16 protein-coding genes and 1 pseudogene are annotated in these 16,920 nt (G+C 37.8%); 9 read left to right on the top strand and 8 right to left on the bottom strand.

The genetic code is table 11. The features are described 5' to 3' along the window. Window positions 1-12: 12 nt before the first annotated feature. Both JHT90_RS10125 and JHT90_RS10120 read right to left on the bottom strand, forming a co-directional pair. The gene (locus JHT90_RS10125) at window positions 13-633 is read right to left on the bottom strand and encodes a hypothetical protein (RefSeq protein ID WP_201090657.1); all 621 of its coding nucleotides are present in this window, start codon (window positions 631-633) and stop codon (window positions 13-15) included. A 165-nt stretch (window positions 634-798) separates the two neighbouring features. Then, window positions 799-2,196, bottom strand: a complete 1,398-nt coding sequence (locus JHT90_RS10120) for a M48 family metallopeptidase (protein ID WP_201090656.1) — start codon at window positions 2,194-2,196, stop codon at window positions 799-801. A 200-nt stretch (window positions 2,197-2,396) separates the two neighbouring features. On the opposite strand from JHT90_RS10120, the gene JHT90_RS10115 reads away from it, so the two are divergent. From JHT90_RS10115 to JHT90_RS10105, 3 genes are all read left to right on the top strand, one after another. Further along, window positions 2,397-2,699, top strand: coding sequence for a hypothetical protein (locus JHT90_RS10115; protein ID WP_201090655.1), 303 nt, complete (start codon window positions 2,397-2,399; stop codon window positions 2,697-2,699). Window positions 2,700-2,746: 47 nt separating this feature from the next. Next, window positions 2,747-3,127, top strand: coding sequence for a YecR family lipoprotein (gene yecR, locus JHT90_RS10110; protein WP_201090654.1), 381 nt, complete (start codon window positions 2,747-2,749; stop codon window positions 3,125-3,127). 118 nt (window positions 3,128-3,245) lie between these two features. Next, the gene (locus tag JHT90_RS10105; RefSeq protein WP_201090653.1) at window positions 3,246-4,241 is read left to right on the top strand and encodes an MBL fold metallo-hydrolase; all 996 of its coding nucleotides are present in this window, start codon (window positions 3,246-3,248) and stop codon (window positions 4,239-4,241) included. A gap of 81 nt (window positions 4,242-4,322) precedes the next feature. Here the strand turns inward: JHT90_RS10105 and JHT90_RS10100 are convergent, their stop codons facing one another. Next, the gene (locus tag JHT90_RS10100; RefSeq protein ID WP_379971679.1) at window positions 4,323-4,697 is read right to left on the bottom strand and encodes a winged helix-turn-helix transcriptional regulator; all 375 of its coding nucleotides are present in this window, start codon (window positions 4,695-4,697) and stop codon (window positions 4,323-4,325) included. Window positions 4,698-4,848: 151 nt separating this feature from the next. Between JHT90_RS10100 and JHT90_RS10095 the strand changes: the two genes are divergently transcribed. The 3 genes from JHT90_RS10095 (at window position 4,849) to JHT90_RS10085 (ending at window position 7,586) form a co-directional block, all read left to right on the top strand. Next, window positions 4,849-5,370, top strand: a complete 522-nt coding sequence (locus tag JHT90_RS10095) for a cysteine hydrolase family protein (protein ID WP_201090652.1) — start codon at window positions 4,849-4,851, stop codon at window positions 5,368-5,370. Window positions 5,371-5,965: 595 nt separating this feature from the next. Then, window positions 5,966-7,201 (top strand): hypothetical protein, encoded by a 1,236-nt coding sequence (locus JHT90_RS10090; RefSeq protein ID WP_201090651.1) that lies wholly within the window; start codon window positions 5,966-5,968, stop codon window positions 7,199-7,201. Next, window positions 7,182-7,586 (top strand): hypothetical protein, encoded by a 405-nt coding sequence (locus JHT90_RS10085; RefSeq protein WP_201090650.1) that lies wholly within the window; start codon window positions 7,182-7,184, stop codon window positions 7,584-7,586. Before JHT90_RS10090 ends, JHT90_RS10085 begins: the two co-directional genes overlap by 20 nt. Before the next feature lie 110 nt (window positions 7,587-7,696). Here the strand turns inward: JHT90_RS10085 and JHT90_RS10080 are convergent, their stop codons facing one another. After that, window positions 7,697-8,281, bottom strand: coding sequence for an ATP-binding protein (locus tag JHT90_RS10080; RefSeq protein WP_236253909.1), 585 nt, complete (start codon window positions 8,279-8,281; stop codon window positions 7,697-7,699). A gap of 203 nt (window positions 8,282-8,484) precedes the next feature. On the opposite strand from JHT90_RS10080, the gene JHT90_RS10075 reads away from it, so the two are divergent. Continuing rightward, on the top strand, window positions 8,485-9,213 hold the full coding sequence (locus JHT90_RS10075; protein WP_201090649.1) for a hypothetical protein: 729 nt from the start codon (window positions 8,485-8,487) through the stop codon (window positions 9,211-9,213). Window positions 9,214-9,340: 127 nt separating this feature from the next. Here JHT90_RS10075 and JHT90_RS10070 read toward each other — a convergent pair whose 3' ends face one another. From JHT90_RS10070 to JHT90_RS10055, 4 genes and pseudogenes are all read right to left on the bottom strand, one after another. After that, window positions 9,341-9,907 carry a cytochrome b gene (locus JHT90_RS10070; protein WP_201090648.1) on the bottom strand — a complete coding sequence of 189 codons (567 nt, stop codon included), beginning with the start codon at window positions 9,905-9,907 and terminating at the stop codon, window positions 9,341-9,343. An 8-nt stretch (window positions 9,908-9,915) separates the two neighbouring features. Next, the gene (locus JHT90_RS10065; protein ID WP_201090647.1) at window positions 9,916-10,977 is read right to left on the bottom strand and encodes a catalase family peroxidase; all 1,062 of its coding nucleotides are present in this window, start codon (window positions 10,975-10,977) and stop codon (window positions 9,916-9,918) included. A 307-nt stretch (window positions 10,978-11,284) separates the two neighbouring features. Further along, a pseudogene (locus tag JHT90_RS10060) lies at window positions 11,285-13,228 on the bottom strand (TonB-dependent receptor); the annotation flags it as partial. 606 nt (window positions 13,229-13,834) lie between these two features. Then, window positions 13,835-14,467 (bottom strand): FMN-binding negative transcriptional regulator, encoded by a 633-nt coding sequence (locus JHT90_RS10055; RefSeq protein ID WP_201090646.1) that lies wholly within the window; start codon window positions 14,465-14,467, stop codon window positions 13,835-13,837. A 212-nt stretch (window positions 14,468-14,679) separates the two neighbouring features. Between JHT90_RS10055 and JHT90_RS10050 the strand changes: the two genes are divergently transcribed. Continuing rightward, a complete protein-coding gene (locus tag JHT90_RS10050) occupies window positions 14,680-15,084 on the top strand; it encodes a DUF2388 domain-containing protein (RefSeq protein WP_201090645.1) in 405 nt (134 codons plus the stop codon). Between the two features lie 226 nt (window positions 15,085-15,310). Continuing rightward, window positions 15,311-16,918 (top strand): glutamate--cysteine ligase, encoded by a 1,608-nt coding sequence (gene gshA / locus JHT90_RS10045; protein WP_236253907.1) that lies wholly within the window; start codon window positions 15,311-15,313, stop codon window positions 16,916-16,918. Window positions 16,919-16,920: the final 2 nt, after the last annotated feature.

The raw sequence follows: 16,920 nt of genomic DNA, 5'->3' as shown, positions 1-16,920 counted from the left end.
TGAATTAAGGCGTTACTCTATAAGTTCCTTCAAGCGTGCTCTTGCCATACCTGAATCCCAATAACCCATCAGTAAATTACGGTAGTAGTTGCTGTATTTCTTACTTTTAAAGTCTAGCATAATGGCTTGTATATGGTGTTTTTCAGGGTAGTAGTTTATTTTTAATGCACTATGCTGGGTAATATCTAGTTCAAGGTCTGGTTTGATTCGGAAATTAAAAATTAATTTTTGTGTCTGTGAGATATAGAAGTGATCGATATCTTCCCAATAGATAACTTTATCAAATATTGGGAGTTGTATACCTTGTTCATTGAGGGTAAGTAGTGGTTTTCCAATTCTGCGACAGGTTTGGATGGTTTGCCAGCTAATCAGGGTAATAATAATGATTAAAATAACCATTAATATATATTGTGCAGAGAGTATGGCATGAACAATAAAGATGGTTAAAGCAAGCATGCCCAAAATCATTAGTATGAGATTGGTTTTACCCCCTTCACGAATGGTAATGGGACGATTGTTCTTACTGGCTAATGAGGAAAGTACTTCCATTTCTTCATTAATGTATTCAGCAGCAGCTTGTTTATAGTTTGCTTCTAGCTGTTTAATAATAGGATTGTTTTTGTCATTTTTCATGTTTGCCTCGCCGTTTCATTAAGACGTTACCTTGACTAAAGGTAAGGTCTATGAAATAGGTGTTGCTGTCATCATCAATTTCTTAGAATTATTACATAAATTATTTATGCTTGTTTAATCAAAAACTTAACAATGTGATCTAGCTCCTATTACAGTAGCTGAAGATTAAATAAGTTTAAGTTGTTTTAGTAAATCACTATGTTGAGTATTGCAAGCTTCTTCTAACATTGAGTCAGTTAGTTTTATATTTAACAACTCTAGTCGTCTCTGTAATGTTGGGTGATTATCCAACGGATGGCTTTGGATACTTTGTAGCAACATTAAGGGGTCAGGTAGACCGTGACGATTAATCAGTTGTTGAATACTATTAAGTACACTTTCTTTTTTACCGCCAGCAAACCAAAATTCTTCAATAATATATTCAATGGCGGGTGTTATGATGGCAACACGTAACATTGCTTGTGCCATTTTTTTGGTAGAGGAAGCATTGGAGCCAATCTTATCAGCATTTGCCTCTCGACAACGCTTCCATTGCTGCACGGTTTCATGATAACTGTCTAGAAAATGTTCAGCAAAAACCAAAGTAGGGTAGGTGAGTATGCTATATAACCAATCCCATACATTGGTATTATGTGCGAGCGGTTGTAGATTGATAGCCTTGGTATTTCTTATTAAGCGTTTAGAAATAGTAAAAAAGTGATGGGTATATTGGATATCATCATAGGTAAAGTGTGCTAACTCATGGCCGATAATAGCAGCGACATCTGATTCACTCATATAGTGCATATAGGGAATAGATAAGTAGAGGGTTGCGCCACCTGAAAGGCTTTTGCCATTCCAAAAACTGATCGGTGATTCGGTAACAAAGAAGCAGTGATTCATACCTATCACAATATAGTCTGGCATACGTAGTTGTCCTTTATCCGCTATGGATTGAACAAACTGCCATAGTTCAGGGGCTTCTGCTTTGGTTAAATTAATTCCTATCAGGTTAAGGGTTTCTTCATCTGTTTTTTCGGTACAGCTTTTAAAAATTTTCCATGATAAAGAAATGATAATAATGACCATGATGGCAAATAAGGTGAGTGCAAAAATGCTGCTGACATATTTTGCTAAAAAAATTGTCAGTAAACACGCCAAAAGCAGTATAGAACCACTAGACAATAAGACTAAAATAATAGGAAATAACAGCTTTGCTAAATACAGGCTGTTATAAAGTTGTTTATTGGATTTAAGTTGTTTTCTATTTTGAATACTGTGGTCAAGAAGTAAACCAATACCGCCTATTAACAAAATAAAAAAGCTAAGAAACAGTGCACAGTAAGTAGCAAGCATATTGAGACCCTCTTGGCTAATAATGGCTTTGAGATTTTCCGTGGTTGAAGCCTGAATTATTTCGCCATAATTCATATGAATTGTTAGTAGTGTTTCTACAGGAGATTTCTCTACAACATCTTGAATAGAGTGTGGATACTGCCATAAAATAATAGCAATGATGAGTATAGGTAATACTAGAAGCGTGCTAACTAGTTTGTAGTTAGGGAGATTGGCCGCTGCAATCAAAATATGTTCCTCTCTCTGATATGTGGATATTTAACTGCATTTTAGGTCATTATAATAGACATTCAATTGATTTCAAATTATACCAATATAATTTTTAGCTATAATGAGTTTAAGTAATTATAATAATTGATTTAAAACAATCTTATGAAATTATGGTCTAATAAAAAAGTAGTAAAAAATGAAGGGAGTAGCTGATGAAGGTGACGAATAAGTTATGGTTAGCCGCACTGTTTTTAGTAACTGTTTATAGTTGGGCACAGCCAGTGGAAAAGCCAGGGGTTACTTATGAGAAAAAACCGAGTGGCCGAGTCTATGGTAGTGATGGTAGTGTTTATGATAAATTACCAACCGGTAAGGTTTACGATACGCAAGGTAAAGCTTATAGTGGTAATGTTAAGCAAGCGCCTATTGGCACAGTTGATGGCATTGCTAAACCATTGCCTAGGGCTAATACCACAGGTGGCACATCAGGTAATATCAGAACAGGTGTACCACAGCGTTAAGTAACGATGATTGTTTGATAAGCAGTGAGTGTTTAAGGAGAAAAGGATTGATAAAGCAGTTATTATTAATAATGGTGTTAGGGGGACTTACTGCTTGTGTAACAACCACTGTTTATAAAGATCTTAGTGTGGTGGGTACTGATAAGGCTAAAGGTCAAGTCTTTATGGGCTTTGACTATGATTCTGATATTATTCCAATAGTAAATCATGAACGAGCCATGAGAGAGGTTGTTATTCAATGTCAACGTTGGAGCTACAAATCAGCCACTTTAAAATCAGATTATGATATTAAGTGCGGTGAGGGTACAGAGCAAAACTGTAAGCGTTATGTTGTGGCTTATACCTATCAGTGTTTGACAGCAGAAGATATAGAGGCTTATGAGAAGGGCAATCTTGATTTAATGGAAGAAAAGCAAACAGCCCAATAAATAGTTATGCCTTTGTATTAATTAATTATTAATTACAAAAGCCATTGCTTGACAAATTTTTGTGAAGCTAGCAGGATGGTTATTATTTTTTAACAAACAATTATAAGGAAGTGAGCGAATGGCCGCACTAAAAAAACCATTGATCAATATTCTTGCGAGAAGCCTATTAGGAGCTGCTTTAGCTTTTTCAGCTAACACTGTTTTAGCAGAGGAAAAGTTGCCCGTACAGCAGCAGACACAGGTGGCAGGCTATTATCGAATGATGTTAGGAGATTATGAAATAACGGCTTTGTATGATGGTTATGTACAGATCGAGAGTAAACTATTAAAAGGCATTACCGCTAACGATGTAAATAAACTTTTTCAAGCAATGTATGTTAATGATAGTAATGGTGTACAAACTGCTGTAAATGCTTTTTTAGTGCATACAAATAAGCATTTGATTTTGATTGATGCAGGTGCTGAAAGTTGTTTTGGGGATACATTAGGCTCTATTGAAAATAATTTAAGAGCCGCAGGTTATACCCCTGAGCAAGTAGATACGGTGTTATTAACCCATCTTCATCCTGATCATGCCTGTGGTATTACTAAGGATGGTAAAAGAATTTTTACTAATGCCACTTTATATGTTGCTCAAGCAGAAGCGGGTTATTGGTTAAGTAAAAAATCAGAAGAACAAGCGCCAGAAGCGGGTAAAGCTGTATTTAAAATGGCACAACAAGCAGTTGCACCCTATCAAGCTGCTAACAAGTTTAAAACTTTTACTGATAGATTACCCATTAATGAAATACAGTTAATGGCGTCACCTGGTCATACTCCTGGCCATATGTCTTATTTAGTTACCTCAAAAGGCAATAGTTTATTAATTTGGGGCGATATAGTTCATAGTCATGCTCTGCAGTTTGCAAGACCAGAAGTGGCAATAGAATATGATTCTGATAGTGAGCAAGCAGTTACTAGCCGTAAAAAGATTTTGGCTTATGCAGCTAAAAATAAATTATGGGTAGCTGGTGCGCATTTGCCTTTCCCGGGATTGGGGCATGTTAGAGCTAATGATAATGGCTATACATGGGTACCTGTGGAATATAGTCCTATTTTGAAAAAGCAAAATTAATAGTAAATAGATAAGTTGTAAATAAAAAGCCTCTCAATAGAGGCTTTTTTTTAGGTTGTTTAAATCAATTATCAAGTAAATTTATAGTGTGTTTTTGTTCTCTATTCCTTTGTTAGATAGGTAGTCAGTTCCCCATATATACATGGTATCTAAAACGGGTTTTAAACTTTTGCCAAGAGTAGTGAGGGAGTACTCTACCTTGGGGGGAACTACAGGGTAGACTTTTCTATTTATTAAGCCATCTGTTTCGAGTTCGCGTAGTTGCTGAGTAAGCATTTTCGGTGTAGCACAAGGGATTTCTCTACGCAGTTCTGAAAAACGTAGCAAACCATTGGTTAATTTCCACAGAATAAGTGATTTATATTTACCACCTATTAAATTAATTGTAGCGGCTAATGGTGTGTGATCCATTGGTAATATATTGTTAGTATTTGATTTTTTAGAGGTTTTTGACATTGTTTAGTATCCTTTTGGGTACTATATTACAAAAAAGTGCATTCTTGTGGGATTGATATTTATAGCTAGAATAAACCAAAACAATAACAAAGTAAGTATTGTTTTAGCGTTATTAAATAATGAAATTTTATAAGTATAGAGGTGAAAGGCTATGAGTAACAATAAGGCACTGATTATTATTGATGTTCAAAATGATTATTTTCCCGGTGGTGTAGTTCCTTTATGGAATGCCAATGGGGCATTACAAAGTATTTTAAACGTGGTAAAAAAAGCTAAACAAGCAAATATCCCTATTATTCTGGTGCAGCATATATCGCCTGAAAATAGTGGCGCTGATTTATTTATTAAGGATACCTATGGGGCTGAAATTCACCCTGAATTATTAAAAGCAGTACCTGATGCCACGATTGTAACTAAAACAAGGGCGGATTCATTTAGGAAAACTAATTTAAATGAGGTAGTGGATAAGTTAGGGGCTACCGAGTTATTGATTTGTGGTATGCAAACCTCTAATTGTGTAGGGTTAACGGCTATTTCAGAATTTGCTAAACAGTATAAGGTGAGTGTGCTAGCGGATTGTTGTACCGCAGAAGCACAACATGTCCATTTATTTGCATTAGCTGGTTTTGGCGATATTGTGCCTATGGTGCAAAGTACAGAGGTTTTAAATTAATAGTAGGGTGAATTATAAAAACCATCGTTAGTAAGATGGTTTTTATAGGTAAGTAATCACTGGATAGCTTAGTTAACTTTATATAAGGATCGTTAGCCTCAGCCTAGCTTAAATACTTTAGGTCACCACTTACAACAATACATAATCAGGGATGATTAAAGGCTTGTTTTTTAGTTTGATGTGATGTTTAATTAATGCGCCCTATTTGAATTAATAGGGTATGGGCTTGGTCGCTCATTACAAGAGACTATACCGTCATAGATACAATTTAGTGTATTTGTTCACACTTTGTTGTACGTAGTTCTATGGCGGGCTATGAGTGGGACGCTTTCAAGCGTGCCGTTAGTCTCTTTCGGTCGACCAACCCGCTTATAGCCCGCCCCCATTATTTATGCTGTTATTAGGGGCTAAACTAATCAAAAGGATTAAAGCCATGAACAGCAATAGTAATCCAGTACACCCTTATTTTGAACTACAAGCCATTATTGATAATAGATATACCTTAAATAGCGAATATAGGTTTGCTATTTTACTTTTTCAGTATTTAGTTTTAATAAATAAATCAATTAACTGAGATAAGATTAAGGATAATCAAATGGCAATTTATACCATACAATTTCAAATACAATCCAATGCCTCAGTAGAGGATTTAGGGTATCAATTAGAGGTTTATAAAACAGTCAATGATATTCCTCGCTATGCCCTACATCAAACACCTATTACCTCTTTGCAGGCAGATTATAAAACACAACTCCATAAATCATTAGCTATAGACCCTAGCAAAGATCAGCATTTTGTAATGTATTTTATGCTTTATCGCAAAAGCAGTGAGGGCTATTCACCCGTTTTTGATACACCACAAACCAAAGTCTACTCTTTAGAAAATCCACCTACCTTATCTGATAACAAAATAGAGAATATTCGTTACTTTGAAACCAAAGGTGTTAGTAAACCACAGTATGCTAACCATGAAATTAATACTACGGTCGTTAAAATAACGGCTCAAAAAAGACCCTTTGAAGATCAATTACATAAAGAGGGCACAGATAAAGACCCTTTTAGTAAAGATAAGATAGAACAACAATTGCAAGATAGATTAATGGGGTTTAATTATCCGCATCAACAAAGAACCTCACTTTGTGGAGCAGCAGCGTTTTTTTATTGTTTACTAAAAGATCAACCTGATATTTATAAACAAGTAGTTAAAGATTTATGGCACTATGGTAATGTACAAATAGGCAATTTAACCATTAAGCCTAGTGATGGCTGTAGGTATCCAAATGGAATATATAGATTAGGTATATCAGGTTTAGATTGGATAACCTTAGCGAGTTTAAGGGATACTGAAAACACAATAATGAGTTACAAAGCAAGAACAGGCTTTGTTTTTGAGGGATTAGCAGGGATAACCATGGTATCAGCGGCAAAATCATGGTTTGAAAAAGTAGGCGCTAACTGTGTTTTTGATAATACGATGTTATGGACACCTTTTGGACTTAATCATGCTAAGTTAAAACATCTTCTGGATTTAAATCTTTATGCAGATAAAGCAAATTACCATGTAGTTGTTTTAATTGGTTCTGGGATGTTTGGTGCATATAATGAAAATGGTTATATAAAACCATCAAAAGACCATTGGGTAGTGTGGGAAAGTAAAATCACTTTATTAGATGGTGAAGAAATTACTGAAGCTACACCACTAACTGAAAAAGTTAAATTAAAAGCTTTTTCTTGGGGAAAAGTAGAGGAAAATTATATTCGACCAGAGCTAACATTAGATGACGTATTAGAGCATATGTTTGGAGGCTTCGTTGTTACAAAAATACTTTAAAATCCTATCATTAGGATTATTTTTATTAATCTCAGGCTGTTTTCAGATTTTTCCTTGTAAATCAAAATTTAGTATAGAGGAACTCTCTAATGCTACTCTTAATCAACCTTATTTACAAGAAATTGAAATAGTAGGGGGAGTGATGAATACTGAAAATAGTATTAATTGGCAAATAATACCAGAAAATTCAGGGTTAACTATAAGGCGACTTACAGATGACAATTTAGGATGGTATAGAGGGATAGAAATTTCTGGAATACCAAAAAAGCAAGGAGAGATAACTATTCATCTTCATGGCGGTGGTTCTGGTCCTCCAATTTGTTTTTTTGATAAAACCTTTATTCTTAAAGTAAATCCATCTATTGAGCAAGAGGCTAAGGACTAACTTTATTGTTACTAAAATACTATAAATTCCTATTATTAGGATTATTTTTATTAGTGCCTGAAAGATGTTAGTTAAGTAATGAGAAAACCACCCAATAATGGGTGGTTTTTTTATAAATGGTTAATAATATAATCCACTTGTTGTGCTTCGGTGGGAAGGGGTACTTCCCATTTGTAGAACATGCTTTGGATTTTTTTGTTGGTGAGACTGGTGTCTCGTTTGCTATTGCGTTTATAGAGTTCCTTTTCAGGATGTTCTAAATAGACTATACGCACATTGGCATGATAAGCATAAAGCAAGTCTAATGCTTTTTGCCTTACCTCACGGGTAAGGTGTGTGGCATTCCAAATAAAGGGCTGTTTTGCCCTTAGCCATGCTCTTACATTATCTAGCACATAGTGTGCTGCCATACCTTCATTTTGTCCATATTTTAGCCCTAGTTTTTCCCTTGCATCATCGTAGGAGGCCACAGGTAGTTCAGGGTAGTGGTTAGCTACCCAATGATTTTTACCACTGGCTGGTAGACCTGCCATCATAATCACTTGTGACCCTTCTGTAGGGTAAAGGCTATAGTCTGGTTGCACATTCGCGCCACGAAAATAGTGGATACGGGTATAGTCATCTGCAAAGGAACGTGGTTGGTAGAGGCAGTTTTGTTCTAGCGCCAGCTCTTTAAACAGTTCTATTTCGTCCAATATTCATTGTGTATCACTACAAATACGCCCTTGTATAAGGACTATTAAGCATATTCGATTTAACATAGTACTATTTAGCCAGAGAATAGAGTTATTTTTCTGGAGACTAACAGGCTTTTTTAGTATAGATTATTGGTAGTTTAGATATAGTTATGGTTTACTAGGGTGTTAATGAGTAGTAAGTTTTGGAGAATGGTTTATTTATGGCAAAAGATAAGATTGTTGGTTTGGTGTTATTAAGTTTTGTATCGTTAGTTAGTGTTGCAGAGGTGGCGCCAGCTTTGCAAATTACTTTAGAGGATACTCAAAAAAGTGATTTAAAGCTTACTACCACTCATTTTTATGGGTTACAAAATAGGTATAACTTTAATCTGTTTGCCACTGGTAAAGGGGTGGTTTGGGATTTTTCTAAGTTGGATTTACACACACCAAAGGTGATAAAAATCTCAACTGAAGCGGTGGATTGTAAGGATACGCCTTATCAGGATTCTTTCCCGCAAGCTAAGGATTGTTTAGTTTCTAGCAATGATTCGGGTGGTGATAAAGCGAAAATTTATTATTATAAAACCCCTGGTGTTCTGTTGGGACAAGTGACCGTTGCAGGCAAAAAGAATGAAAGTATTAGTGATTGTGATGTGGTAGAGGATACGCAATATCCTATTTTTTATGGTAAAAAATATAATATTGTGCTCAATTGCAATAATGGTTCTGGCGATAAGGCAAAAACGCAGGTGGTTGGTGAGGTAGTAGGTGAGGGTACGCTGATTTTACCTAATGGTAAGAAGGTAGAGGATGTTTTAAGGGTTAAGTCACAGCTTTCTTTTGGTAATAGAAGGGGTGAGATTAAGTATTCTTATTATACAAAGGATGCAGGAATTGTTTTACAGTCGATAGGTGATTCTTATATCGTAATTAATAATTACAGTGAATAATAAGTAAAATGTAATTTGAAAGTGGGTGCTAACAATCACTTTTAGTAGTTGGTAAGTATATAGATTATTAAGGGCGACTCAGTGTCGCCCTTTTATATGGTTTTAATAACAAGCTGGTGTATTAACGTTACTCTTGTTGGTTGCTACCTTTTGCCATGCTTGAAAAAACGCCATCACGATAGATTAAGGCATGCATTAAGGCCGCTGAAAGATGACCTATTACCACCACGAATAGTAGCCAAGCCAGTATGCTGTGTGCATCACGTAGCCATGCGTATAATACGGGGCTTGTGGGGGCAATTGCAGGCAGGTTAAAGCCTTTAAAGAGTACAATGGGGTAGCCTGCTGCGGAGAGCATTACCCAACCAATCAGGGGAAGTGCAAACATTAATAAGTACAGCAGTATATGTGATCCCTTGGCGGCCAATACTTGCCATTGTGGAAGACTGGCAGGTAGTGGAGGTGGCGGATTGCGTAGGCGGTTGATAAGACGAACGATTACCAGTAATAAAATGGCTATGCCTAGTGGTCGATGTAGATTAATCAGCCATAGTCGGTAATGTAGGGAGGACATCATACCTACCCCAATAAATAGCATTGCTAAAATCATAACAGCCATTAGCCAGTGCAGTATGCGTGCAGTTAGGTTGAAATGGTTATGGGTTGTTATGGGTGTGTTTTCTTGATTGTTCATTTGACCTCCTATTTACCAACGGCATCAGTGGCTTTACCATAACCAATCTCGCGCTCGCGACGGTTGAAGGAGTGTGAGTATGCGCCTGAACGTGCGCTAAGTATGGGGTCATCAGAAACTTCGATACCTGCTGGTACAATTGAGGGGTCGAAGTTGATATCGCGACAAGCGCCTTTGGCTTGGTCGATGACGCTTGTTACTTGTAGTGTGCCAGCGATGATTTGTTGGCGATCTTGTGGCCATGGTTGTGAGGGATCATTGGTTGGGTCGTTTGGTTGTGCGAGTTGTAGCACTAAATCCCACATCAGTGGTTGTTCTTCTAAGGTGTGGCGTAGGTCGTCAAATAGGAAGTTGTCGGTAGACTGTTGCTGTTTTGTTTCAGCTAGAGGTAACTGTGCTTCATGGGGCCGCATCATCCAGCGTATTGGTTGTTTTTTACCATTCTCAGAGACTAGTAAGAAGGTGTTGACGCTATAGAATGTAGCACTTGCAAAGCTATCTGGTGGGGTTGCTGCTGCGGTCATTTTAAGAAATTTCTCGGCCTCTGGGTATTCCTGTAAAAAGCGTGCAACCCGTTCTGGGTCGGGTTTGCCCGTTGCTGGATCTGGCGCTGTGGCTTTTCTCATTGCCAAGAAACCTTCAGGGTTATGGGTTGGGAAGTATGGCACGTTGTTCATTGCCATACGCCATTGCTGTTTGTCATCTGTAGTAAGCAATAAAGCCATGCTAATGGTTTTGGTGGAGCTATCAACTGCGTGTGGATCGCCTGTTCCAATTGAGAAGCGACCAATAATCGGTATATTCGGTTGGCTGAAAACCCGTGCTGTTGAAAGTGACATGATGTCTTTATTAGGGCGGAAGTTACCAACATAGCATATACCTTTGCCATGGGCTCGGCGGAAGCCTGCAGGGAATGGTTGTACGGCTTCTGTTACTAAGTTTTCAGTGGTTTTGCGCTGTCCAATCCAACCTGCGGTCCAAGCGAAGGCAGTTATTAAGGTTGTAGCGATAACGGCGATTAATGCTAAAGCCAGCCAAGTGCGCTTTGATCTCAAATTAAGCTGTGACATAGAGGGTATTTTATTCCAAAAATTTGCTGTGAATGCTACACACGGCTTGTTGTGTAAGCGACTATTTGAGTTGTGCACTACCAAGCTGGCTACAGTAGATAGGGAGCTGTGCGCTAGTTTGATATTAGCTTTTAAAAGTTATTCCGATTTTGATAGAACATAATCGGGCTATTTCTTAAGCTGAGAGACGCAAAAAGTGAACAGTTCAAAAGTCGCAAAGCATAGCAGTGCGTATAGCGAAGATTGGTGAGGACTATAGTTTACAGCGATATACTTGTCAATTACACCAAAGTGGCTATTTTTAGTATTAGAAGCTTACTTTTACCCCTAAGGTGAAATTTCTGCCTGGTTGTAGTACGTCATCTTTGATAAACGAGTTGTGGTTGCGGTATTTGCTGTTGAGTAGATTGTTGCCTTTTAAGTACAGTTGGTAATCGGTTTGCGCTAGTTTGCCATGGTAGGTAAGGCTGGCATCTACTAGGTTATAGCCACTGGTTTTGGTTTCATAGTGGGCGGTTTTGGTTTGTTTAAAGTTGTGGGAGTAACCAAGTGCGCCAGTTAGCTTATCATTAATGGCGGTGTCTAGTCTTAGACCTATGCGAGCAGGGGACATACGAGGAATATCGCCACCACCATTTGTTAGTTTACCACGCACATAGTCACCAAATAAGGTGGTGGCTATACGATCTGTTAGTTGCAAACGAATATCACCTTCTAACCCTGTTAATACGGCATCTTTTTGGGTGTAGGCAATTTCTTGGTAGCCACCACCTATGTCGTTACCTGTATCGGCTGCATAGATAAAGTCTTTAATTTGGTTGCGATAAACACTGAGGGTAAATTGGCTATCGCCTGCATATTTACGAAGGGTTAGGTCGATATTGTGGGAGGTTTCCACATTGAGTTTGCTATTGCCTATTTCTACGGTACGGCTAGCCGCGTGTGGGCCATAGGCATAGAGTTCTTCTACTGTGGGTAGACGTTGTGAACGGGAGAGGGATAAGCCTAGTGAGTAGTCGTCTATAAAGTTCCAAACAGTACCTGCTGAGAAGGAGGTGCCATGATGTTTTTTATTGGGCTGTTGGTTGTTGGTGGTGATAGCTTGCCATTCATGGCGTACGCCTAGTTCATAGCGCCAATCATTAAGGGTGTATTCTTCCAATAAGAAAACAGCATGGTTTTTTGTGGTGGTGGAGGGGATATAGGCTTCTTCACCTTTAACGCTAAAATTACGGTGGTAACTTTGCCCACCCATTACCCCACGCCAGCCCCAAAGTGGTTGGTGGGTAAGTTCAAGGCGTATATCGTTGGTGTTGCCTTTAAAGCGTGTGGCCACTATGCCACCTTCTTTTTAATCGTGTTGGTAGTCGGTGTGTGCGCTACTAAATTTGATATTTTCAACACCTGCCAAGGGGTCTTGGTATTCTCCCCGTAAATCCCAACGACGTTGTACCATTTCAATATAGGGAACACCACTGTCATCATGGTCATGGCTATGACCACCACCGCCACCATGACTGCCGCAATGCCATTGGCTGCCGTGGGTGTGGCAGTGGGCGTGTTCATGGGCAAGTAGGCCATAGCGGCTGTATTGTCTGCTAAAAGAGGTACCTATATAGCCTTGTTCAGTAATCCAACTAATACCTAAACTACCATTATTGATATCGTTGTAAGAGCCTTTTTGTTTGTCTTCATGGCTTGGTATTCGGTATTCATCTTGGTTACGTTTTAATCCTTCAGCACGAATAGCCAGATTACCTGTACCTGCGGTAATACCCAGTAGCCCTGTGATTTCATTGGATACATGATCCATACGATATTCAATATCACCGTCATAACCTTTAGCAGGTACATAGCTAGGGATTTTGCTATCAATTACATTGACTACGCCACCAATAGCGCCACCGCCATAGAGTAGGGTGGCAGGGCCTTTTAGCACTTCGATTTTATTAGCGAACATGGGTTCGATGGCTATATTGTGGTCTGCGCTGATGGTGGAGGCGTCCATTATATCCATGCCATTACTAAGCACTTTTACCCTTGCGCCATCTAGCCCTCTGATAACGGGGCGACTGGCGCCAGCTCCAAAACTACTGGAGCGTACACCTGTTAGGTTATTGATTGTTTCGCCTAAGGTAGCTTGTTTATTGAGGGTGAGCTTATCGCCTGCCAGTATTTCTGAGGGGGTGGTCATTTGTTGTTGGCTTGTAGCCAATGGGTCGGCTGAGATGGTGATGGTAGGTAAGGTGATATCTGCTAGTTGTTTATCATTTTCTGCTATGCTGAAATCAGCCATGATTAAACCAAAGAGTGTGAGCGGTAGTTTTGAGTTGGTGTATTTCATAATTGAGCTTTTTGTAATGTTATAATATAACAATTTAAAATGAAATGTTATAATATTACATTTTGAAATATTTGCAAGATAGCACTGTTAAATTTATTTATAGGTTGGATTGATTGATATAGTGATATTTGTGTTTATCAGTTGTTTATAGGTGGTGGTATTAAGGAAGATAGATGATCCAAATAGGATTATGGTCTGAGCCTTGCCAGCTATAAGTGCTTGAAGTTATTGCTTTATTGAGTTTAGATATTAGTGCATGGTTTGTGGAGAGGGGTAATAAAAGTATAATGTGAGTGAGTAATTTAAATAGCCAATATAGCCTGCCAAGTTGGTTTATCAGCAGGGCAGCTAATAAGAACCACGCTAAAATTTGTAGCCACTTGTTAAGTGAGGTTTTTAGCGTGTTGTTGTTATCGTAAATTATTATTTGAATTTAATTAATCCAAAAATTTTTAATAAATGCCTACTTTGTATGGTTAAGTGGATCTGTATTAGTAGCATTTTTTATTATGGTTAGGGTTTATTCTGCATTAAGGCTGCTAGTTGTTTATCGGTTGCTTTTTCACTGTTTGTTAATCCTTGTATAACCCCTTGTTGGTTTTCAGGTGTTTTGTTCTGGCTTAGCTTGCGTTTGCCTTCTATTTTGTTGATGGTTATTTTTACTCCAATAATGGCTTTTAGCATGGCTTGTATATACTCTTGAGGTGCGTCTGAGACTTGCCAAGGTTGCTGACGGTTTTCTTCGTTGGCATTGGTCAGTTTGGTGACGATATCTAGTAGGGTATTAGGTTCTTCTATAAATTCGATGGTGCCATAGGTGTGTACAGCAATATAGTTCCATGTGGGCACTTCTTTGTGATGAATTTTTTTAGTGGGGTACCAAGAGGGGGTGATGTAGCCATCTGGCCCTGTAAAGATAGCCAGTGCTTCTGTGGTGGTAAGCGGTTGTTGCCATTGGGTATTGGCTTTCGCTATATGACCATAGAGTGTACCTTGTGCGCCTTCTGCTTGCTCAAGATAAAGGGGCAGATAGGTAGCTATTAACCCTGAAGGATGTTGTGTAACTAAGTTAGCGGTTTGGATTTGCTGTATGGTGTTAAATAGCGATTGTTGGTCGTTGTCTTGAAAATGTTTTGGAATATACATGATGTTACCTTGTAGGCTTCTATGCAATTTGGGCTGTTTGTTTACTCATTATAGTAGTAAATACTCTTATCTTAAGCAAAACTTAATTTTGTATAGTACACTATTTTAAAACAGTTGTTTAAATGATAAGCTGGCTATAACTTAAGGAAATAAATGATGTTTTAATAAATAGAAAATAATTGTTTAAGTAGTATATGGAATGGGGCATAGAAATGAAAACTATAGGTAGGTTAATTATTTGTTTAGTATTTGGTTTTCCTCTATACAGTGATGCTGGAATGTGTACTCGTAAAGATGGATTAGAATTATTATTATGCCAAACAGCATTTTTCTCTGTAGCTTTACCATCCGTGGCAACTATAGCTACTTCTGTATATACTGAATACGAAATATCAGAAAAAATAACACCTCAAGATAAAAAAATAATTTTAAAGGCGGCTAATGATGCTGTATTTTTTATTGCTACTGAGAGTAAGCAGCAAGGTGTTTATTTGCAGGCTGCGTTTAATCTGTTGAGAGAGCGGCTAGACAGTTTTAAAGAGTTGGATGATTATCAGTTGGCGATGATAATTATTAGTTTTAATAATGATAATAATGCTTTCCTCGTATATCTTTAATAGTTATGGAAAAGTTATTATAAAAATAGTCTATTAATTTCAAATAATTAGATTGGTCATTTGGTTGTTTTATTGAGTTAAAGATAGCTTGATACTTTTTTTTAAAAATTAATCTTTCAGTTGTTTAGTGCGTTTTTGCTGTATCACACCCCTTCATTTGTTTTATACTTAACTTTTGGTTTTGAGTAATAGTTATTTTGCTATTGAGGTGGCAAAGGCGTTAGCTATGCTTAGTAACAGAGGCTTTTCAGAGAGGTTTTTTGTGAGTCAACTATTTACAGAACGTCTAAATTTGTTGCATGAGGCAGTACCTTTAAAATTGCTTAATCAATGTCTACATGGTATTGAAAGAGAGAGTTTACGGGTGACTTTAGAAGGTAAGTTAGCGCAAACACCTCATCCCATTGTTTTAGGCTCGGCTTTAACAAACCCTAAAATTACGACTGATTATTCTGAGGCTTTGTTGGAGTTTATCACGCCTGCTGAGCCAGAAACAGTAAAGACAATTCAGGATTTAGCAGATATTCATGCCTTTGTGGGCCAATCGTTACAAGATGAGCTGTTGTGGAGTTCGTCTATGCCCTGTCCTTTGCCTGATGAGAAGGATATTCCAATTGCTTATTTTGGTACTTCTTTAGCTGGGCAAGTACGTCATATTTATCGGCGTGGTCTGGCTGTGCGTTATGGTAAAACGATGCAGTGTATTGCTGGCATTCATTATAATTTTTCTTTACCTGAGGCGTTATGGCCAATTCTGCAAGAGTCTGAAGAAAATAAGCAGGATATTTCTTATTATCAATCGGCACAGTATATTGCATTGATTCGTAATTTTAGGCGGTTTAGTTGGCTGTTAATGTATTTGTTTGGTGCGTCGCCTGCTTTGGATGCTAGTTTTTTAGCGCATTATCCTAACCATCAGTTACAACAGTTTGATAAAGATACTTTTTATTTACCTTATGCGACTAGTTTACGGATGAGTGATTTAGGTTATCAATCTAATGCTCAATCAGGTTTAACGCCTTGTTATGATGATTTATCCACTTATATCGATAGTTTAAATAAGGCGATTAAAACACCTTATCCTGCCTATGAGAAGTTAGGGACTAAACAAGATGGTGAGTGGATTCAGTTAAATACAAATATTTTGCAGATAGAGAATGAGTACTATTCAAGTATTCGTCCTAAGCGTGTGGTGAAACGCAGTGAGCGTCCTATTCAAGCCTTGCGTCGTGCAGGTATTCAGTATGTGGAGGTGCGTTGTATGGATATTAATCCATTTATGCCTCTGGGTATTGATGAAACCACTAGTCATTTTTTAAATAGTTTTTTGTTGTATTGTGCTATTCAACACAGCCCTTTAATTGTTCAGTCTGAATGCCGTTTGGCGACGGATAATTTTTTAACCACGGTGAAAGAAGGGCGTAAGCCTGGCTTGATGTTGCAGCGTGATGATGAGTATGTATCGCTAACAGACTGGGCGCAGGAGTTGTTGGCTGATATTGCAAAAACAGCAGAGTTGCTGGATAAGGCGTGTGGTACGGATAAGCATAGTTTATCGGTATTGGTGCAGCAGGCGAAGGTAACTAATCCGAATTTGTTGCCATCTGCACAGGTGATGTTTGCTATGGAAGAACAACAATTAAGTTTTACTGAGTTTTCTTTGCAGCAAAGTAAAATCCATAGTGAGTATTTTAAAAAGCAAACTTTAGACGCAGCGGTTAAGCAACAGTATGTTGATTTGGCTAAGGAGTCGTTAGCTGAGCAGGCGGCGTTGGAAAAAGACAATAGTCAAACATTAGATGAGTATATTTCTGAATATATTAATAATGTTTAGTC

The sequence above is a fragment of the Entomomonas asaccharolytica genome, assembly GCF_016653615.1.
GTDB classification, from domain to species: domain Bacteria; phylum Pseudomonadota; class Gammaproteobacteria; order Pseudomonadales; family Pseudomonadaceae; genus Entomomonas; species Entomomonas asaccharolytica.
This window is presented reverse-complemented; position numbering and strand designations above follow the sequence as displayed.